Here is a 20,098-nt window from a genome sequence, read left to right on the forward strand (position 1 = left end):
CGTTGACGGTTCACGCCGACATCCTGGCACGAAGGCCCGCGCTTTGGTGAGTGGCGGATACTGATTTGTTGCTGAGAAAGGGGCTCTGAACAGGGAAAACGTTAGGAAGCCCGAGCATCGGACCTACGAGAGTAGGGAATCGACGCGCGCGTTCACCAGGCGTGGCGCCCCCGGGTGATCACGTGATCACCCGCGTCGGCTGCGCTGTTGTGATGTGCGGCACTGTCGGACCCCCGTGGCACGATGGCCACGTGGAGCAGAAATCCGTTCGTGAATCCGTAGTGGCGTCGTGGACCGGCGACGTCATCCCGAGCCTGTCCGGACTGGTGGCGATCCCCGCCTTGTCCCCGGCCTTCGACGCCGAATGGGCGAAGAGCGGCCACCTCGCCGCCGCCGTCGAGCACGTCCGCGAGTGGATCGCCGGGCGTGACCTGCCGGGCGCGACCCTCGAGGTCGTCCGGCTCGAAGACCGGACCCCGCTGCTGCTCGTCGACGTCCCGGCGACCCCGGGCGCGGCGGACAAGGGCACCGTCCTGATGTACGGCCACCTCGACAAGCAGCCCCCGGTCGGCGGCTGGTCCGAGGGCCTCGGCCCGTGGACCCCGGTGATCCGCGACGGCAGGCTGTACGGCCGCGGGTCGGTCGACGACGGCTACTCCGGCTACGCGGCGACCACGGCGATCGAGGCCGTGCACGCGGCCGGCGGCGAGCACGCCCGGATCGTCGTGCTGCTGGAGACCGGCGAGGAGTCCGGCAGCCCCGACCTGCCCGCGTACGTCGAGCACCTGGCCGACCGCATCGGCGAGGTGTCGCTGGTGATCTGCCTCGACGCCGGCGGCAGCGACTACGAGCGGTTGTGGCTGGTCACGAGCCTGCGCGGGATGCTGCACCTCGACGTCACCGTGCAGCTGCTCAGGTCGGCCCAGCACTCGGGCATCGCCTCCGGGGTCGTCGCCAGCTCGTTCCGGATCCTGCGGCACCTGATCGAACGCCTCGAGGACAGCGCGACCGGCGAACTGCTGCTGGACGAGCTCAAGGTCGACGTCCCGGCGAACCGGCTTTCGGAGCTCAAGGCCGTCTCCCAGGACTTCCCGGAGGCGCTGTCGAAGGCGTTCCCGCTGGTCGAGGGCGGCCGCGTGATCACCGAGGACGCGCTGGAGCTGATGCTCAACAACGCGTGGCGCCCGACGCTGTCGGTGATCGGCGCCGACGGCTTCCCGAAGCCGGCCGACGCCGGCAACGTGCTGCGCGAGAGCACCACGCTGACGCTGAGCTTCCGCCTCCCGCCGACCGCCGACGCCGAGAAGGCGCTCGAAGCCGTGAAGCGGGCCCTGTCCACCGACGTCCCGTATGGCGCGAAGGTGACCTTCGGCGACAACCCGCAGGCGGAGGACGGCTGGAACGCGCCGACCGAGTCGCCGTGGCTGACGACGGCCCTGCGCACGGTCAGCGACGAGGTGTTCGGGCAGCCGCACCGGGCGACCGGCATGGGCGGGTCGATCCCGTTCATGGGCCTGCTCTCGCAGAAGTACCCGGAGGCGCAGTTCCTGGTCACCGGTGCGTGCGGGGCCGACTCGAACATCCACGTGCCGGACGAGTGGCTCCACCTGGACTACGCGCAGCAGGTCACCGAGGCCGTCGCGCACATCCTGGACGCGCACGCCCGCGGCTAGCGGCAGGCTTCCCGGAACGCCTCGGTGGCCGCATCGAGGTAGGCCGGGAACTGCTGGTCACCGCCCGAGTCGATCCAGCGGTCGAAGGCGTCGCCGAGGATGGTCGCCGCGACCTGCGCCGCCGGTTTCGCCAGCTCGGGCGGTACTTCGCGCTTCTCGAGCGCGTCCCGGATCGCCGTCGTCATCGCCGCGCCCTTGCTCCGCTCGCGTTCGCGGAGCTCGGGGGTGGCGGCGATGACCGCCCGGCGCTGGGGAGACGGGTCGACGAGCTGCGTGACCTGCGTCCCGACCTCGGCCAACGCGGTGAGCGCGGTCCGCAGGGGTGATTCGCCTTCTTCGGCGGCGAGGACGGCTTCGAAGACCGCCGGCGGTAGCTGCTCCGCGCCCGCGAAGAGGACTTCGCGCTTGTCGGGGAAGTAGCGGAAGTACGTGCGGCGCGTGATCCCCGCGCGCTCGGCGATCTGCGTGATCGTCACGGCGTCGTAGCCGTGCTCGGCGTACAGCTCCAGCGCGGCTTTCCGCAGCCGGTCCGCGGTCCCGGGATCCCATCTGGCCACGGTTCAGCCTAACTGATGTCTCAGTGTGTCATTACCTGCTAGCCTCGGTGATGACACACTGAGACGTCACGGGAGTCGACATGGAGATCTGGGTACTCGGCGCTTTGGGCCGCACCGGCCGGGCCATCACCGCCGAACTCGAGCGCCGGGACGTGCCGGTCGTGCTGGTGGGTCGCAACCGGGAGCGCCTGGAGGCGACCGGCGCGAAGTACGTCGTCGCCGACGGTGTCGAGGCCATGGCCGCCGAGATCCGGCGGCAGCGGCCGGCGGTCGTGATCAACACGATCGGCGAGTACGCCGCCACGGCCGCGACGATTGCCCGCGCCTGCCTGCCCGGCGGCCACTACGTCGACATGGCCGCGGACCCGGTCGCGGTCCGGCGGCTGCTCGACCGGCACGAAGAGGCCCTGGCCGGCGGCAGCACGTTCGTGACCGGCGCCGGGTTCGGTGTCCTGGCGACCGAGGCCGTCGTCGCGAAGCTGTGCGAAGGGCGTGACACGCCGAGCCGCGTGCAGGTCGACGCGCTGGCCTCCGTCGCGTCCGAGGGCGGGACTGTGGGGGTCGCGCTGGCCGCCAGCATCGTCGACGCCCTGACCGCGGCCACGACCAGAGGTGCGAAGCCGCGCACCCTCGTCCTGCCGGACGGCGAGTCGGCGAAGGTGGCGGGCGTCGACTCGGGCGAGCTGATCGCGGCCCAGCGCGCGAGCGGCACGCCGGACGTCACGGTCTTCTCCGGCCTCGCCCCGACGGCCCCGGTGGTCCGGGCCCTGGTCCCGCTGCTCGGCCGGGTGGCGTCGATCCCGGCCGTGCGCCGCTTCGCCGTCCGGCGCCTCGCGGCCATCCGCACGAAACCGGCACCCCGCCCCCGCACGCACACGTGGGGACACGCGGTCGTGACGTGGCCCGACGGAACCACCCGCGAGGGCTGGCTCCGAGCGGACGAAGCCATGGACTTCACGGCGGCGGTCGTGGCCGAAACGGCAGCCCGCCTGGCCCGCGGCGAGGGCAAACCCGGCGCGCACACACCGGCATCAGCCCTCGGAGCGGACCTCGCCGAAGCGGCAGGCGGGACCTTCCTGCTCTAGGCGAGCCTGGTCAGGTGGACCGATACGTCCAAAGTAGACTGTCCACCCCCGGTGAAGATCCCCTTCAGCGGTGCCACATCCGCATAATCCCGCCCCATCGCCACCCACACGTGCCGCGGCCCGACCGGGATGCCGTTCGTCGGGTCGTACGCCCACCAGCCGCCCGTCCAGACGTCCACCCACGCGTGGGACTCGCCCTCGACCACCTCGCCGAGCTTCGCGTCCGGCTTCGTGTGCAGGTACCCCGACACGTACCGCGCCGGCACCCCGATCGCCCGCAGCATCACCAGCGTCACGTGCGCGAAGTCCTGGCAGACGCCCTCGCGCGCCTGCCAGGCGTCCGTCGCCGTCGAGTGGACGCCCGTGGTGCCCGGCTGGTACTTGAGCTGCTTGTTCACCCACTCGTTCACCGCCAGCACCGCGTCCGCCGGGTCCAAGCCCCGGCGCAGCTCGCGGGCCTCGCGCGCCAGCGTGACGTCGCGCGGGGTGTAGTCGGTCGGGGTCAGGTACTCGGTGCGGTGGTCGATCACCGTCTCCGACCGCAGGTCCTTCCACGACGCCGTGCGGATCGGTTCCGCCTCGTCCGCCGTCTCGACGACCGAAGTCGCCAAGACGGTGAACTCCGTGTGCGGCGCGTGGAGGTCGAACGACGTCACGACCGTGCCCCAGTAGTCCGTGTACCGGTAGGCGCGGGTGGCCGGGGTCGTCTCGATGCGGGTCGCCACCGTCGTCTGGCGGCGGTCGGAGCGCGGGGTCAGCCGGGCCTCGTTGTACGACTGCGTCGCCGGTGTCGCGTACCGGTACCCGGTCCGGTGCGCCACCCGCAGCTGCCACGTCACAGCGAAACCTCCGCGCCGCTCCACGCCACCCACGGCGACGTGCTGAAGTACTGCATCGAAACCGCTTCCCCGATGTCCCTGATCGACGTCTGCAGCCCCGCCAGCCGCCGCGGCAGGTCGGTGAGCAGCTCCGACGGGCGGAGGAACTCCAGCTCGCTGCGGGCGCGGCCGAGCTCGCGCAGGGCCTCGGACTTCTCGTTGCTGCGCGAGCCGCCGCCGGGGTCGAGCCGCTGCAGGCACTCCTCGGCCTGCCGCAGCGCGTGGAACACCGAACGCGGGAACAGCGTGTCGCGCAACAGGAACTGCACGACCCGGCCGGCGTCCAGCGCGCCCCGGTAGGTGCGCAGGTACGTGTCCTGCGCGCCGGCCGAACGCAGCACGGTGATCCAGCCGGGCGAGGACGCGCGGTCCGCGACCCGGGACAGCAGCAGCCGGACCACCATGTCGGCGCGTTCGATCGAGCGGCCGAGCACCATGAACAGCCAGCCGTCGTCCCGCGACATCGTCGAATCGGCCAGCCCGGCGAACATTGCCGCGCGCTCCTCCACGAAGGACAGGAACGCGTGCGGTCCGGCTCGCCGCGCGTAGCGCTGCCGGTCGGGCACCGCGTTCCACGTCGCGTTCAGGCACTCCCACAGCTCGGTCGAGACGACTTCACGAGCGCCGCGCGTGTTCTCGCGCGCCGAGTTGATCGAGCCGACGATCGACGCCGGGTTGTCCTTCCCGTACGCCACCAGCTCGGTCAGCTTCCACACGTCGAGGTCCTCCGCGCCCGCCGGGTCGATGCCCAGGACGGCCAGCAGCTGGCGGCTCGCGTGGTCCGGGTCGACGGTGGCGTCTTCGAGCAGCTGGTGGACCGAGACGTTGAGGATGCGGGAGGTGTCGTCGGCGCGTTCGACGTACCGGCCGATCCAGTACAGCGACTCCGCGTTGCGGGCGAGCATGCGAAACCTCCCTAGCTCTGCTGCTGCTGTTGCTGCTGCTGGGACGTCGTCAGCTCTGGTCCCTGCTCGGCGACCATCCCGTCCACAGTGGACATGGCGCCGAGTGCGGGCTGCTCCAGCTCGCGTTCGGCCGTCGACGCCCGGGACGCCAGCACCCACGTGTCCTTCGAGCCGCCGCCCTGCGAGGAGTTGACGACCAGGCTGCCCTCCGGCAGCGCCACCCGGGTCAGGCCGCCGGGGAGCACGAAGATGTCCTTGCCGTCGTTGACCGCGAAGGGCCGCAGGTCGACGTGCCGCGGCGCGAGCCGGTCGTCCACCTTGGCCGGCACCGTCGAGAGCTGGACCACCGGCTGCGCGATCCAGCCGCGCCGGTTCGCGCGCACCTTGCGCCGCAGCGTGTCCAGGTCCTTCTTGGACGCTTCCGGGCCGAACACGATCCCGTAGCCGCCCGAGCCCTCGACCGGCTTGATCACCAGCTCGTCCAGGTGCGCCATGACGTGGTCGAACTCGTCCGGCAGCCAGCAGCGGAAGGTGTCCACGTTGGGCAGCAGCGGTTTCTCGTTCAGGTAGTACTTCACCATCTCCGGCACGTAGGTGTAGACGAGCTTGTCGTCGCCGACGCCGTTGCCGATGGCGTTCGCGACCACGACGTTGCCCGCACGCGCCGCGTTCTGGACGCCGGCGATGCCGAGCACCGAGTCCGGCCGGTAGTGCACCGGATCGAGGAACTCGTCGTCGATCCGCCGGTAGATGACGTCGACCTGGCGTTCGCCCTCGGTGGTCCGCAGGTAGACGACGTTGTCGCGGCAGAACATGTCGCGGCCTTCGACCAGCTCGACACCCATCAGCCGGGCCAGCAGCGAGTGCTCGAAGTACGCCGAGTTGTGCACGCCGGGGGTGAGCACGACGACCGTCGGGTCGGCGACGTTCGCCGCGGCCGCCGCGCGCAGCGCCCGGAGCAGGTGCGACGCGTAGTCGCCGACCGGTCGCACCCGGTGCTGGGCGAACAGGTCCGGGAAGACCCGGGCCATCGTCCGCCGGTTCTCCATCACGTACGACACCCCGGACGGGTTGCGGAGGTTGTCCTCCAGCACCCGGAACGTGCCCTCTTCGTCCCGCACGAGGTCCACTCCGGACACGTGGATGCGCACGCCGTTCGGCGGGGTGATGCCGAAGGCCTCCCGGTGGAAGTGCTCGCACGAGGTGATCAGCCGCCGCGGCAGCACGCCGTCGCGCAGGATCTGCCGGTCGCCGTAGACGTCGGCGAGGAACGCCTCGAGCGCGCGGACCCGCTGGGCGACGCCGCGCTCGAGCTTCGTCCACTCGGCCGCCTGGATCACCCGCGGCACCAGGTCCAGCGGGAACGGCCGCTCCTGCCCGGACAGCGAGAACGTGATGCCCTGGTCGACCATCGCCCGGTCCAGCGCCTGCGCGCGCGAGTTCAGGTCGTGCGCGTCGAGGGCCGCGACCGACTCGTACAGCGCCCGGTACGGGCCGCGGACCGTGCCGTCGGCGGCGAACATCTCGTCGTAGGCGCCGGCGTGCGGCCGTTCCGGCGAGAGGTAGCCCTCGAACCGGTCTCCCGGACGGGTGATCCGGCTGGTCGCCGCCTTCCTCGCGCGTCGACCGGACGGGGCAGCCGCGGCGGGGTGGCGTTCATGGTCGACATCCTTACTCACTCCCCGGCTCGGACGCGATACCCGGCGGTACGACGAGCGCCGGTCTAAACATCGCCGTAACTTCCTGGTGCTGTGCTTTGGTATGGATGAGTGGCAATATGCGTGCTCTCAGAACCTGAGAACTACGAGGAGTGACGACGTGGCCCGAGGAACCCAGCTCAAGGCGATCGCCCTGCTGCCTGCGTTCGCCCTGGTCGGCTTGACCGTGGCGTGCGGCGCGGGAGGGAGCGGCGCGGGCAACGTCGGCAGCAGCAGCTCTGCTCCTGCCGCGGGCACCGGAACGGGTGACACGGGTGCGGTCGCCAAGGACGACGCGCTGGCCGCCCTGGTGCCCGCCGACGTGAAGGCGGACGGCAAGATCGTGGTCGGCCAGGACCAGAGCTACCCGCCGAACGAGTTCGTCGACAACGGCAAGCCGGCCGGCTTCGACGTCGACCTCGGCACCGCCATCGGCCAGGTGCTCGGCGTCCAGTTCGACTTCCAGAACGCCGCCTTCGACGGCATCATCCCGGGCATCGGGGCCAAGAAGTACGAGCTGGCGATGTCCTCGTTCAGCATCAACGCCGAGCGGCTGCAGTCGGTCGACATGATCTCCTACTACAGCGCGGGCACCTCGCTGGCCGTGCTGAAGGGCAACCCGGACGGCCTCAAGGCCGACGACCTGTGCGGCAAGAAGGTCGCTGTCCAGAAGGGCACCACGCAGGTCGAGGACCTCGACAAGAAGAACGCGGCCTGCACCGGCTCGGGCAAGCCCGCCATCGAGGTCACGCAGCTGCAGGCCCAGACCGACGTCAACCTGGCCCTCACCGCCAAGCGCGTGCAGGGCGAGCTGGCCGATTCCCCGGTCATCGACTACGCGGTCAAGCAGACCAACGGCCAGCTCGAGTCGGTCGGCGCGCCCTACGACACGGCGCCCTACGGCATCGTGCTGCCGAAGAACAGCGGTGACTACGGCAAGGCCATCCAGGGCGCGATCCAGAAGCTGATCGACAGCGGCGCGTACAAGAAGATCCTGGACAAGTGGGGTCTCAACGCCGCCGGCGCGGTCACCAAGTCGGAGATCAACCCGGCTTCCTGAGATAGGACGTAGTTCGTGAGTTCCTCCGAAGCGCCTCCGACCGAGGCGCCGATCGACGCCGAGCCCATCAAGGCCGTCCCGGTGCGCCACTACGGGCGCTGGGTGGCCGGGGTGGTCATCCTCTTCCTGGCGTTCATCGTGATCCGCAGCGTGATCACGAACGACGCACTGCAGTGGCCGGTCGTCGGGGACTACCTCTTCGACGACCGGGTGCTGCGGGGCCTGCAGAACACCCTGATCCTGACCGTCATCTCGATGCTGATCGGGATCGTCGGCGGGATCCTGCTGGCCGTGATGCGGCTGTCCCCGAACCCGCTGACCTCGGGGGCGGCGGCCATCTACATCTGGCTGTTCCGGGGGACGCCGCTGATCACGCAGCTGGTGATCTGGAACTTCCTGGCGCTGGCCTACCCGCGCCTCGGCCTGGGCATCCCGTTCGGGCCGGAGTTCGTCAGCTGGGACACCAACCAGCTGATCACGCAGTTCACCGCGTCCCTGCTCGGCCTCGGGCTCAACGAGGCCGCGTACATGGCGGAGATCGTGCGCGGCGGCATCCAGTCGGTCGACTCCGGCCAGCTGGAAGCGGCGAGCGCGCTGGGCATGAGCCGGACGAAGACCCTGCGGCGGATCATCCTGCCGCAGGCGATGCGGGTGATCATCCCGCCGACCGGCAACGAGACGATCTCCATGCTGAAGACGACGTCGCTGGTCGTGGCGATCGGGTACTTCGAGCTGATGGTCGCCGTGCAGACCATCTACTCGCAGAACTACAAGACGGTCCCGCTGCTCATCACGGCGGCCGCCTGGTACCTGTTCATGACCTCGGTGCTGACCCTGGTCCAGATCCAGATCGAGAAGCGCTTCGCGCGGGGCACTTCGCGGGACATCGCGCAGAAGACCGGGTGGGCGGGCCGGATGCTGGGCTTCCGGTTCGGCTCCGGCGGCAGCGGCGGAGGTACGCGGTAATGGCTCCAGTGGTTTCCGCGCAGAAGATCTGCAAGAGCTTCGGCAGCGTCGACGTCCTCAAGGGCATCGACCTCGAGGTGCACGAACGCGAGGTGCTCTGCCTGATCGGGCCGTCCGGCTCGGGCAAGTCGACGCTGTTGCGCTGCATCAACCACCTCGAGAAGATCGACGCCGGACGGCTCTACGTCGACGGCGTGCTGGTCGGGTACCGGCAGCGCGGCGACAAGCTGCACGAGCTGCGCGAGAAAGAGGTCGCGTTCCAGCGCAAGGACATCGGCATGGTGTTCCAGCGCTTCAACCTCTTCCCGCACATGACGGCGCTCGAGAACGTCATGGAGGCGCCGATCCAGGTTCGTCGCGAGCCGAAGGCCCGGGTCCGGCAGCGGGCGCACGAGCTGCTGGAGCGGGTCGGCCTCGCCGACAAGGCGAAGAACTACCCGGCGCAGCTGTCCGGCGGGCAGCAGCAGCGGGTCGCGATCGCCAGGGCGCTGGCGATGCAGCCGAAGCTGATGCTGTTCGACGAGCCGACGTCCGCGCTGGACCCGGAGCTCGTCGGCGACGTCCTCGGCGTGATGAAGCAGCTCGCCAAGGACGGCATGACCATGGTCGTCGTCACCCACGAGATGCAGTTCGCGCGTGAGGTGGCGGACAAGGTCCTGTTCATGGACGGCGGGGTCGTCGTCGAAGAAGGACCGCCCGACCAAGTCATCGGGAACCCGCGCGAGGAGCGGACCAAGTCCTTCCTGGCCCGGGTGCTGAACCCGAACGCCTGACGAAAGCTATTCGGATTCGCTATTTTGAAAGAGGGTGAGGGAGGGGGGCCGGCGTTTTGACGACCGAAAGCGCGCTGCCCCCTCTCGACCCGTTCGCGGGCATTCCCGATCGCCGTTACGAGGTCAAGGCCTCCGAGCTGCTGAAACCCGGCAACGCGGGCCTGATGCGCTGGCGGCGGCAGGCCACGAACGCCCCGATCGTCTACGTCGAGGACGCCTACATCACCGGCACGCTCGACCTGCGGGCCGCGGACCTGAAGTACCTGTTCCGGTTCGAGCGGTGCCGGTTCGAGCAGCCGCCGGACGTGCGCGAGGCGAACCTGCTCGGGCTGGTGTTCCGCAAGTGCTGGCTGCCCGGGCTCAAGGCCCGCAACATGCGCAGCCGCAACGACGTCCGGCTGATCCGCAGCGTCGTGCAGGTCGACGGCGACCGGCGGGAGATCGAAGAGACGACGGTCCAGCGCGGCGACGACCGCGAACGCGGCATGCCGAACGCCGCGGTCAACCTGACCGACGCGGTGATCGAGGGCTCGATGGTCCTCACCCGCACGGTGATCTCGCACCCGCACGGCAAGGCGATCCAGGCCGACCGGCTCGTGCTGACCGGCGCGTTGCTGGCCTACCGGATGGTCGCGAACGGCGAGGTCCGGCTCCCCGGCCTGCGGACCGGCGGTAACGTCAACTTTTCCGGCGCCACGCTCAACAACCCGGACGGCTTCGCGCTCAACGGCAACGGCCTGCACATCGGCGGCAGCCTGCTGTGCGAGGTGGACAACTACGGACCGGCCAGCCAGCGCAAGCGGTTCTCCGCCACCGGGATCATGTACCTGCCGAGCGCCACGGTGGACAGCGACATCTCGCTGCGCGAGGCGAAGCTGACGGTGTCGCAGCACGGGCCGATCGCCGTCGACGCGTGGAAGTCCAACGACCCGTACATCGACCCGCGGCCGGCTCTGGTCGCCGACCGGCTGCGCGTCGACGGCAACGTCGAGCTGTCCGACGGCCTGCAGGCGCTGGGCACGTTGCGCATGGTCAACGCCCGGATCGGCGGCTCGCTGCGGCTGGCCGGTGCCGAGATCCGCGTCGAGCGCGGCAAGACGGTCCCGTACTACGACCGGGCCCTGCACCTCGACGGCACCGAGATCGGCGGCGACATCGAGGCGACCAGCCTGCGCGTGCCGACCGGGCAGCTGCGCCTGGCCGACGTCACCGTTGGCGGCAACTTCCTGGCCTGGAACTCGATGTTCCGCCACCCCGGCCGGGACGTCTTCTCCGCCCGCCGCTCGAAGATCGCCGGCAACTTCCAGCTCACCGACGCCACCATCCACGGCACGCTGCGCCTGCAGGGTGTGGACGTCGGCGGCAGCATCAACCTGGCCGGCACCCGGCTGACCGACCCGGGCAGCCGCGCGACCAGCAGTTATTCGCTCGACGTCCGCACCGGCCGGGTCGGCCGCGACCTGACGCTGCGCGACAACAACGGCCGCCCGTTCGTGGCGGAGGGCGGCGTGAACCTCGACGGCGCCCAGGTCGCCCGCCGCGTGGACCTGCGCGGCTCCCAGCTCGGGTCGCTGCCGCCGTTCAACGTGGCCCTCGACGCGGGCGACGTCGCCTCGGACGAATTCATCCTGACGCCGAGCAGCCCCCCGGCCGGCCGGGTCGTGCTCCGGCGCGCCCACTGCGGAACGCTCAGCGACAACAAGCAGTTCTGGGCGGCGTCCGAAGGCATCGAGCTGGAGGACTTCCGCTACGACGCGTTGAAGAGGGGAATCCCCCTCGACGACGACAAGGCGCTGGACGAGCGCATCGAGCTGCTGCGCAGTGCGATGCGCGGCTACCGCCCCGGCCCGTACGACCAGCTCGCGCACATGCTGCGCGCGGCGGGGAACGAAGAGCACGCCTCGACGGTCGCCCTGCGCAAGCAGCAGTTCCGGTACGAGGCCCTGGCCCGCGGCTTCAAGTTCTTCGGGCCGGGCGTCCGGTTGTGGAGCTGGCTGCAGCGTTCGATGGTCGGCTACGGCTACCGCCCGGTCCGCGCCCTCGGCTGGCTGCTCGCGCTGCTGGTGCTGGGCAGCCTGTGGTTCGGCCTGGGCACCGACGACTGCGTGAACTGGAAGCCGACGGACCAGGCACACCAGATCATCGCAAACGGCGACCGGTGCGTGGTGAACCAGCAGGACACCGGGCTGCAGTGGAACCCCGTGATCTACACGGCGGACCTGCTGGTCCCGATCGTCGACTTCGGCAACAAGTCCCGGTGGTACATGCACGGAACGGACAACTGGGTGGCGGCCGGCTTCACGGCGTCCGGCTGGATCCTGGCGAGCACCGTGGCGGCGGGCGTGAGCCGCATGCTGCGCCGGGACAGCTGATCAGTCGATGAAGCGGGACCAGAACGGGATGTAGCGCGGGCCGTCCGGCGGGGCCGTGCTGATGCCGCCCGTCGCGAACTCGCGGTGCAGGTAATCGCGCAGGTCGCTGCCGTAGACGATGATGTCCGTCTGGTACACCGACAGCACCGGGTAGCCGACCGTGCCCGGCAGGCCGGGCAGGTACCGGTGGCCGCACACCGGCACCAGCTGCGGCACGTCGGCCAGGCGGTGGCGGGCCGCGCGCACCGCGTCCTCCGGGCCGACCGGGCGCGTGCCCCACTCGGGCAGCCAGAAGCCGTTGTGCTCGACGTCGTACAGGACGCCGTCGACGGGCCAGGCCAAACGTTTGCGCAGCTGCTCGGCGTTGCCGCAGCGCCAGTCGGGCCAGCGGTCGCCGATCGGGACGCCCGCGGACAGGAACGTCCGGTGGTCCTCGGCGAAGCGGAAGCCGAACCGGCGCTCGACGTCGTCGAGCTCGGTTTCGCTCAGCCCGGGACGCACGGGTTCCCGGAGGTTCTCCTGCAGGTGCCGCGCCTCCTCCGGGGTGAGGGCGCCGGCCGGTTGGACTGGGGTCATGACCCGAGCCTAAGCGGCCGTTCACGCGCACGCCCGTCCTTTTTCGACCACCCACAAGGGGTGAGTTTGTTCTCTCATCGGGCGGACCGCGGAACAGAGCGTGAGCGCGTGTAGTTCACTCATGCCGTGACTTCTCCACGACCGCAGAGCCGCGTGCGCGCCCCCGAGCTGCGCGGCGACGTCTGGCTGAACGCCGGCGGCCGCCCGATCACCCTCGCCGAGCTGCGTGGCCGCGTCGTGCTGCTGGACTTCTGGACCAGCGGCTGCATCAACTGCCTCCACGTCCTCGACGAGCTGCGGCCGCTGGAGGCCGAGTTCGCGGACGTGCTGGTCACCATCGGTGTTCACTCGCCGAAGTTCCTGCACGAGGGCGAGCGCGCCTCGATCGAAGCCGCGGTCCGCCGCTACGAGGTGCACCACCCGGTGGTCAACGACCCCGCGATGGAGCTGTGGTCGCAGTACGCGGTCCGCGCGTGGCCGACGCTGGTCGTCGTCGACCCCGAGGGGTACGTGGTGCACGTCGCCGCGGGCGAAGGGCACGAAGAGGCGCTTCGCCGCGTCATCGCGGACCTCGTCGCGAAGCACGAGGCGAAGGGGACGCTCCGCCGCGGCGGCAGCCCGTACGTGCCGGTCGAGGAGCAGCCCGGTGAGCTGCGGTTCCCGAGCAAGGCCGTCGCCACCGCCGAGGGCCGCGTGCTGGTCGCCGACACTGGGCACCACGCGATCGTCGAGTTCGCGTCCGACGGCGAGACCGTCATCCGCCGCTTCGGCAGCGGCGCCCGCGGTGGCCAGGACGGCCCGTTCGACATCGCGACCTTCACCGAGCCGTCCGGCATCGCGCTCCTGCCGTACGACATCGCCGAGCGCGTCGGCTACCACGCCGTCGTCGCCGACACGGCCGGGCACCGGCTGCGCGGCCTGGACCTGATCACCGGCGAGGTGACGACGGTCGCGGGCACCGGCGCCCAGTGGCGCAGCGGGCCGGACGCCGGCAAGGCCACCGAGGTCGACCTCACCAGCCCGTGGGACGTCGTCTGGTGGGGCCCGGCAGGCGGGATCGTCGTCGCCATGGCCGGCAACCACACGCTGGGCGTGTTCGACCCGGTCGGCGGCACGATCCGCCGCTTCGCCGGCACGACGGTCGAAGGCCTTCGCGACGGCGACGTCGGCGAAGCGTTCTTCGCGCAGACGTCCGGCCTGGCTGTGGACGGCGACAAGCTGTGGCTGGTCGACGCGGAGACGTCGGCGCTGCGCTGGATCGAGCCCGACGGCGAGTCGTTCAAGGTGCAGACGGCGATCGGCGTCGACCTCTTCTCCTTCGGCCACACCGACGGCCCGGCCGACGAGGCGCTGCTCCAGCACCCGCTGGGCCTGGCCGTGCTGCCCGGCGACAAGATCGCGATCGCCGACACCTACAACGGCGCGGTCCGCAGCTTCGACGTGTTCACCCGCCGGGTGACCACGCTCGCCACCGGCCTCGCCGAGCCGCAGGGCCTGCTGCTGCACGACGGCGAGCTGTTGGTCGTCGAGTCCGCGGGCAACCGGCTCACCCCGCTCGCGGCGGCCGAGCCGACGCTGGTCACCGGCGACGCGCACGCGGTCCGCCGCCCGCCGACGGTGCTCGCGCCGGGCGAGATCGACTTTTCGGTGGTGTTCACGGCCCCGCCGGGCGAGAAGCTGGACGACCGCTTCGGCCCGTCGACGCGGCTGGAGATCAGCGCGTCCCCGCCGTCGCTGCTGGCCGACGGCGGCGGGACGGGAACGGACCTGACCCGCAAGATCCGCTTGGCCGACGGCGTGACGGAGGGTGTGCTGCAGGTGGTGGCCCAGGCCGCGAGCTGCGATGACGGCGGCGAGCACCCGGCGTGCCGGATCACCCGGCAGGACTGGGGCGTCCCGGTCCGCGTCGAGGACGGCGGCGAGCGTGAATTGAACCTGGTCATGGCCGGTGCACCGCGGACCGGCGAGTAACATGCAGGCCGTGTCTGACGGGCCGAAACTCGAAATCCAGATGTTGCACGACCGGGTCCTCGTGCGGCTGTCCCCGGAAGAGGGCGAGCGCCGCAGCAGCGGCGGCATCGTGATCCCCGCAACGGCGCAGGTGGCACGCCGGCTGGCGTGGGGTGATGTACTGGGCGTGGGCAACAGTGTGCGGAACGTCAAGACCGGCGACCGCGTGCTCTTCAACCCGGAGGACCAGCTCGAGGTCGAGATCCAGGGCGAGGGGCACCTGGTGATGCGCGAACGCGACATCCACGCGGTGGCGACCGAGCGCACCGAGCACGGGACGGGGCTCTACCTGTAGGTCGGGTCCCGCGGAAGGCAGGCGCGTGGCAGACGAAGAGGCAGGCGAAGGCGCGGACGTCCGCGAACTCGCACCCGAGACGGCCGGAGCAACGGCTGCCGAGGTGTGGCCCGAGGCCGAGAGAGAGCTGCCGACCGCCGAGCCGTCGGCGGTGGCCGAAGGTGTTGTCGCCGACGCGCCTCCGCCACCTGCCGAGCCGGAGCCTGCGGAGCCGGTCGGTGGCGTGGCGCCCGGATGGCCCACGGCAGCCGAAGCTCCGGCGGCTGCTGCCGAGTCGCCGGTGGCCGATGCCGCCACCGATGTCGTGCCAGCCTGGCCGCCCGTTGTTCCCCCTCCGGCTGCCGAAATCTTCTCCGACGACCTGCTCGGCGAACTCCTCGAACACCCCGCGCCGCCACCCGCTCCGGAGACTCCCGCGCGGAAACTGCGCAAGGGCGTCGCCCGGACCATGATGTCCATCGGGATCGCTCTCGGCCTCTTCGTCATCCTCTACGCGATCGATCTCGCCGTCAGCGCCGGGGACGTGCCGCGTGGGGTCACCGTCGCCGGGATCGATGTCGGCGGGCTCAGCCACGCCGAGGCCGAGGCCAAGCTGCGGAAGGAGCTCGAACCGCGGCTGATCCGGCCCGTCGTCGTCCACGGTGGGGATGTGCAGGCCGAACTCGTGCCCTCGCGATCCGGGCTCGGGCTCGACTGGCCGAACACCCTCGGGCTCGCCGGGCACCAGCCGCTCAGCCCGATCACCCGGATCATGTCCTTCTTCACCAGCCGCGAGGTCGGCGTCGCCACGCGGACCGACCAGAACCAGATCACCCAGGCCGTGCGGGAGCTGGCCGACGGCAAGCTGAACCACCCCGCCACCGAAGGCTCGGTCGGGTTCACCCCCGTCGTGGGCAGCGACGGCGGCGTCACCGCCTACCCCGTCCTGCCGCGGCAGGGCCAGCAGCTCACCGATCTGGCCGGCGCCGTGCACACCGTCACCGACCACTGGCTCGACCCCGGCGGGGTCAAGCTGGCCATGGCTGTCGAGCCCGTGCGGGCGACCGCGGCCGGGGTGGAGGCTGCCTGCCGGCAGATCGTCGTGCCCGCCGTCGCGAAGCCCGTCGTCGTGCACGGAGAAGGCAAGGACGTCCCGCTGAAGCCCGCCACGATCGCGTCCTCGTTCCAGTTCGCCGCGGTCGACGGTGGTGCCCTCGAGGTCCGCATCGACCAGGGCAAGCTGCAGGCCGCGCTCCGGGACCCGCTCGCGAGCACCGAGACCGACGGCAAGGACGCCCAGATCGTCTTCACCGGCGACCAGCCGACGGTCGAGCCCTCCGAGGACGCCCGCAAGGTGAACTGGGAGAAGACCTTCCTCCCCCTGATCGACGTGCTCAAGAAGACCGACGGGCGGGACCTCCCCGTCGTCTACAGCGCGTCGTCGCCCAGCGTGACCACCGACGCCGCCAGCGCGCTCGGCATCAAGGAGGTCGTCGGCGAGTTCACCACCTCCGGCCTGACCGGCCCGGCCGAGACGAACAACCGCACGCTCGCCGCCCGCGTGTCCGGCACCATCGTCAAGCCCGGCGAGACGTTCAGCCTCGGCGGCCGCTCCGGCCCGCGCACCGCCGACGCCGGCTACGTGCCCGCCCCGGTCGACGAAGACGGCACCGGCCCGGACGTGGTCGGCGGCGGCGTCTCCCAGCTGGCGTCCACTTTGTACAACGCCGCCTATCTCGCCGGCCTGGCCGACGCCGGCCACCTCGAGCACGACCACTACCTCGACCGCTACCCCGCCGGCCGCGACGCCAAGGCCGTCAACGCCGACGGCAGCCCCGTCGAGCTCAAGCTGACCAACGACTCGGCGACCGGCATCGCCATCCAGGCCAGCGTCTCCGGCGGCTCGGTGACCGTCCGGATCTGGGGCACCCGGCACTTCCGCGTCGAGGGCCAGACCGGCGCCCAGGTCCCCGGCGACCCGCCGCCCATCCAGTTCGGCTCCGGTGGGGCGGGCGAGTGCCGTCCGTCGATCGGGACGTCCGGCTTCAGCGTGACCGACACGCGCGTGCTCTACGACCTCGGGAGCGGTACCGAGCTCCGGCGGACGTCGCACACCGCGACCTACGGCCCGCGTCCGACGATCCTCTGTTGAGTTGTCAGCGAAGGACCATGCACCCCGCCTCCTCGAACTCGCGCAGCCACGCCGGCTCCCGGAGCTGCTTGTTCCACCGCAGATCCAGCTTGTCCAGTTTGGACAGCTGAGCGAGCGACGCCGGCAACGTCGTCAACGCGTTCTCCCGCAGATCCAGCTGACGCAGCTCACCCAGCAACCCGATCGACGAAGGCAGCGACGTCAGCCGGTTGCCGCGCAGGTGCAGCTCCCGCAACGCACCCAGAGTGCCGATCGACTCCGGCAGCTCCGTCAGTTCGTTGCGGTACAACCGGAGTTCCCGCAGCGCGGCGAACCCCGAGAGGTCCGGCGGCAGCGACGTCAGCCGGTTGTCCGTGCACCCCAGGTACCGCAAGCGGCCCAGCCGGCACCAGGCTTCCGGGAACTTCGCCAGCCGGTTGTCGCTGACGTACAGGTATTCGGTGAGCCCGGCCAGCTCGCCCAGCTCGTCCGGCAGCGACTCGAACCGGTTGTGCCCCAGGTCGAGCGTGTGCAACGACGTCAGCGCCGAGATCCCCGGCGGCAGCGAGGAAATCCGGTTCGCCGCCAGGTTCAGCACGCGCAGCCCGGTCAGCGACCACAACGACCGGGGCACCTCCGAAATCGAGTTCCGGTACAGGTCGAGGTGCGTGACCCCGGACGGCACCGAGGGCACTGACGTCAGCCCCTGACCGCTCAGATCCAGTGCCGTCATGACGCCGCCAACCGGGTCAAGGGCAGCAATGCCCACGTCGACGCGTCGTCCGGAGTGGACACCTGGATCCGCAGCCCCGGCGCCTCGGAGACCGCCAGCTCGGTCAGCCGCAGGCGCATCCGGCCCGCCCGCGGGTGCTGGAACTCCCGCAGCCGCGGCCGCGGCTCCGCCACCTCGTGGCGCGCCCACAGCTGCGCGAACTCGGGGCTCAGCGCGGACAGCCGCCGGATGTCCTCGTCCCACGACGGGTCACCGACGTGCCTGCCGTATTCGGCGCGCATCCGCGCGACCATGTGCGGCACCTCTTCGTCGTAGTTCAGCAGCATCCGCCGCGCGTTCGGCTCGGTGACGCAGCACCACAGCAGGTTCTTGTGCAGGCACGGCAGGCTGTGCCACTCCCAGAACAGCTCCTCCTGCGCCGCGTTCGACTCGAGGATGTCGAACCGGCCGTTGACCACCGTGGCCGGCAGCGGATCCAGCGCTCGCAGCACCTCGCGCACCGCCTCCGGCACCTCCTCGGCCGTCGACGGCAGCCGCGACGGCGTCAGCTCCGCCAGCCGGTACAGGTGCTCCCGCTCGGGGTGGTCCATCCGCAGCGTGCGCGCCACGGCGTCGAGCACCTGCGCGCTCGCGTTGATCGGCCGCCCCTGCTCCAGCCACGTGTACCAGGTGACGCCGACGCCGGCGAGCAGCGCGACCTCCTCCCGCCGCAACCCGCTCGTGCGACGGCGAACCCCGGGCGGCAGCCCGACCTCCTCCGGGCCGATCCGCGCGCGGCACGCCTTGAGGAACTGGCCGAGTTCCTCCCGGCGGCTGGTGTGGACCTGCGTCGACGTCATGCGGACCATGGTGCCCGAGGGGTACGACAATTTTCGGCGAAGCAGGTGCTGCCAGTACCAGCACCGCCAGGCTCTCTCCGGGAAAGAACGAAGAACCCCAAGGTCGGAGCCATGACTCTGACCACCGAAGCCCCGGCCGTCCCGGACCGGGCCGCGCGGCCGTGGTTCATGCTGGCCGTCCTGCTCCTCGGCCAGTTCATGGCGCTGCTCGACGTCACCGTCGTGAACGTCGCCATGACCGACATCCGCACCGACCTGCACGCGTCCGGCGCCGCGCTGCAGCTGGTCGTTTCCGGCTACACCGTGGGCTACGCGATGCTGCTGATCACCGGCGCCCGCCTCGGCGAGCTGTTCGGGCGGCGACGGCTGTTCGTCGCCGGCGTCCTCGCCTTCACCGTCTGCTCGCTGCTTTGCGGCTTCGCACCCGACCCGGCGACGCTGGTCGTCGCGCGGATCGCACAGGGCGCCGGCGCCGCGCTGATGATGCCGCAGGTCCTCAGCGTCATCCAGGCGCAGTTCACCGGCCCCTCGCGGGCCAGGGCGCTCAGCGCGTACACCGCGGTCATCTCGGTCGCGTTCGTGTCCGGCCAGGTGCTCGGCGGGGTGCTCGTCGGCGCGGACCTCTTCGGGGCGGGCTGGCGGCCGATCTTCCTGGTCAACGTGCCGATCGGGGTGCTGGTGGCCGCGCTCGCCGTCAAGCTCGTGCCCGGCGGGGCCGCGCGGGCGGGCCGCCGTCTCGACCTCGCCGGTCTCGCGCTCGCCGTGCCCGCCGTGGTGCTCGTCGTCCTCCCGCTCGTCCTCGGGCACGAAACCGGCTGGCCGGCGTGGACGTTCGGCTCCCTCGCGGCGGGCGTGCTGCTGGCGGTGCTGTTCGTGGTCGTCGAACGCCGGGTGCGCGACCCGCTGGTCGACCTCCGCGTCCTGAAGATCCGCGGGGTCGCGCCGGGGCTGGCCGCGCTGGCCACCGGCGTGGCGTCCTACGGCGGGTTCCTGTTCTGCGTGGCGCTGCACCTGCAGGCCGGCCTCGGCGAGACGGCGCTGGCGGCCGGGCTCACCATGGCCCCCGGCGGCGTGGTCTTCGGCATCTGCGGGTTCTTCTGGCCCAAGCTGCCGCAACGCGTCCACGCGGCGTTGACGCCATGCGGATACGTGGGGTCGGCGATCGCGTACGCACTCCTGGGCCTGAGCCTGAAGGACGGCGGAAAAGGCGGCACGCTGTTCTTCGCCGCGCTCCTGTTGTTCGGCCTCTCGATGGGCCTGGCGTTCGGGTCCCTGATGGCGCACGCCCTCACGCACGTCCCGCTCGAACGCGCGGCGGACGCCAGCGGCCTGCTCACGACGACGCTGCAGCTCGGCCAGGTCGTCGGGGTGGCCACGTTCGGGAGCCTCTTCCTGACGCTCGCCGTCGATTCGTCCGCGCACGCCATCACCACGACGATGACCTGGGCGGCGGTGCTGCTGGTGGTGGGCGCCGGGTTCGCCGTCGCGCTCGCCCGCGCGTCGGCCCGGCGATAGCCGCGAAAAAGGCCCGGCCGGTTCACCCGAAGGTGGACCGGCCGGGCCGCAAGC

At 71.0% G+C, this 20,098-nt stretch carries 16 protein-coding genes and 1 pseudogene; 10 read left to right on the forward strand and 7 right to left on the reverse strand.

Features of this window, described 5'->3' with window-relative positions; translation table 11 throughout:
• Positions 1-251: 251 nt before the first annotated feature.
• Positions 252-1,673: a M20/M25/M40 family metallo-hydrolase gene (locus tag HUT10_RS28210; RefSeq protein WP_176173963.1), complete on the forward strand. Its 1,422-nt coding sequence runs from the start codon at positions 252-254 to the stop codon at positions 1,671-1,673.
• On the opposite strand, the gene HUT10_RS28215 is transcribed toward HUT10_RS28210, so the two are convergent.
• A complete protein-coding gene (locus HUT10_RS28215; RefSeq protein ID WP_176173964.1) occupies positions 1,670-2,230 on the reverse strand; it encodes a TetR family transcriptional regulator in 561 nt (186 codons plus the stop codon). The genes HUT10_RS28210 and HUT10_RS28215 overlap by 4 nt on opposite strands.
• An 80-nt stretch (positions 2,231-2,310) precedes the next feature.
• On the opposite strand from HUT10_RS28215, the gene HUT10_RS28220 reads away from it, so the two are divergent.
• Positions 2,311-3,315: a hypothetical protein gene (locus HUT10_RS28220; protein WP_176173965.1), complete on the forward strand. Its 1,005-nt coding sequence runs from the start codon at positions 2,311-2,313 to the stop codon at positions 3,313-3,315.
• Here the strand turns inward: HUT10_RS28220 and HUT10_RS28225 are convergent.
• The 3 genes and pseudogenes from HUT10_RS28225 to HUT10_RS28235 all read right to left on the reverse strand — a co-directional run bounded on the left by HUT10_RS28225 (position 3,312) and on the right by HUT10_RS28235 (position 6,767).
• A complete protein-coding gene (locus HUT10_RS28225) occupies positions 3,312-4,154 on the reverse strand; it encodes a transglutaminase family protein (protein ID WP_176173966.1) in 843 nt (280 codons plus the stop codon). The genes HUT10_RS28220 and HUT10_RS28225 overlap by 4 nt on opposite strands.
• Positions 4,151-5,098, reverse strand: coding sequence for an alpha-E domain-containing protein (locus tag HUT10_RS28230; RefSeq protein ID WP_176173967.1), 948 nt, complete (start codon positions 5,096-5,098; stop codon positions 4,151-4,153). The genes HUT10_RS28225 and HUT10_RS28230 overlap by 4 nt, the downstream gene beginning before the upstream one ends.
• Before the next feature lie 11 nt (positions 5,099-5,109).
• Positions 5,110-6,767: pseudogene (locus tag HUT10_RS28235) on the reverse strand (circularly permuted type 2 ATP-grasp protein).
• A gap of 149 nt (positions 6,768-6,916) precedes the next feature.
• On the opposite strand from HUT10_RS28235, the gene HUT10_RS28240 reads away from it, so the two are divergent.
• The 4 genes from HUT10_RS28240 to HUT10_RS28255 are packed head-to-tail and all read left to right on the forward strand — an operon-like array spanning position 6,917 to position 11,966.
• Positions 6,917-7,855 carry an ABC transporter substrate-binding protein gene (locus HUT10_RS28240; protein WP_176173968.1) on the forward strand — a complete coding sequence of 313 codons (939 nt, stop codon included), beginning with the start codon at positions 6,917-6,919 and terminating at the stop codon, positions 7,853-7,855.
• Positions 7,856-7,870: 15 nt separating this feature from the next.
• On the forward strand, positions 7,871-8,821 hold the full coding sequence (locus tag HUT10_RS28245; RefSeq protein WP_176173969.1) for an amino acid ABC transporter permease: 951 nt from the start codon (positions 7,871-7,873) through the stop codon (positions 8,819-8,821).
• Positions 8,821-9,594 (forward strand): amino acid ABC transporter ATP-binding protein, encoded by a 774-nt coding sequence (locus HUT10_RS28250; RefSeq protein ID WP_176173970.1) that lies wholly within the window; start codon positions 8,821-8,823, stop codon positions 9,592-9,594. Before HUT10_RS28245 ends, HUT10_RS28250 begins: the two co-directional genes overlap by 1 nt.
• 56 nt (positions 9,595-9,650) lie before the next feature.
• On the forward strand, positions 9,651-11,966 hold the full coding sequence (locus tag HUT10_RS28255) for an oxidoreductase (protein ID WP_176173971.1): 2,316 nt from the start codon (positions 9,651-9,653) through the stop codon (positions 11,964-11,966).
• Here HUT10_RS28255 and HUT10_RS28260 read toward each other — a convergent pair whose 3' ends face one another.
• Entirely contained in the window at positions 11,967-12,542 is a 576-nt protein-coding gene (locus tag HUT10_RS28260) for a hypothetical protein (RefSeq protein WP_176173972.1), read from the reverse strand.
• 153 nt (positions 12,543-12,695) lie between these two features.
• Between HUT10_RS28260 and HUT10_RS28265 the strand changes: the two genes are divergently transcribed.
• From HUT10_RS28265 to HUT10_RS28275, 3 genes are all read left to right on the forward strand, one after another.
• The gene (locus HUT10_RS28265) at positions 12,696-14,513 is read left to right on the forward strand and encodes an NHL domain-containing thioredoxin family protein (protein ID WP_176178053.1); all 1,818 of its coding nucleotides are present in this window, start codon (positions 12,696-12,698) and stop codon (positions 14,511-14,513) included.
• Between the two features lies 1 nt (position 14,514).
• Positions 14,515-14,847 carry a co-chaperone GroES gene (locus tag HUT10_RS28270; RefSeq protein ID WP_013230909.1) on the forward strand — a complete coding sequence of 111 codons (333 nt, stop codon included), beginning with the start codon at positions 14,515-14,517 and terminating at the stop codon, positions 14,845-14,847.
• 127 nt (positions 14,848-14,974) lie between these two features.
• The gene (locus HUT10_RS28275) at positions 14,975-16,978 is read left to right on the forward strand and encodes a VanW family protein (RefSeq protein WP_176178054.1); all 2,004 of its coding nucleotides are present in this window, start codon (positions 14,975-14,977) and stop codon (positions 16,976-16,978) included.
• Between the two features lie 4 nt (positions 16,979-16,982).
• Here the strand turns inward: HUT10_RS28275 and HUT10_RS28280 are convergent, their stop codons facing one another.
• Both HUT10_RS28280 and HUT10_RS28285 read right to left on the reverse strand, forming a co-directional pair.
• Positions 16,983-17,690 (reverse strand): leucine-rich repeat domain-containing protein, encoded by a 708-nt coding sequence (locus HUT10_RS28280; protein ID WP_176173973.1) that lies wholly within the window; start codon positions 17,688-17,690, stop codon positions 16,983-16,985.
• Positions 17,687-18,529: a helix-turn-helix transcriptional regulator gene (locus tag HUT10_RS28285; RefSeq protein WP_176173974.1), complete on the reverse strand. Its 843-nt coding sequence runs from the start codon at positions 18,527-18,529 to the stop codon at positions 17,687-17,689. Before HUT10_RS28285 ends, HUT10_RS28280 begins: the two co-directional genes overlap by 4 nt.
• A 111-nt stretch (positions 18,530-18,640) precedes the next feature.
• On the opposite strand from HUT10_RS28285, the gene HUT10_RS28290 reads away from it, so the two are divergent.
• A complete protein-coding gene (locus HUT10_RS28290; RefSeq protein ID WP_176173975.1) occupies positions 18,641-20,044 on the forward strand; it encodes an MFS transporter in 1,404 nt (467 codons plus the stop codon).
• The last annotated feature ends 54 nt before the right edge of the window (positions 20,045-20,098 follow it).

The organism is Amycolatopsis sp. Hca4, assembly GCF_013364075.1.
GTDB lineage: Bacteria > Actinomycetota > Actinomycetes > Mycobacteriales > Pseudonocardiaceae > Amycolatopsis.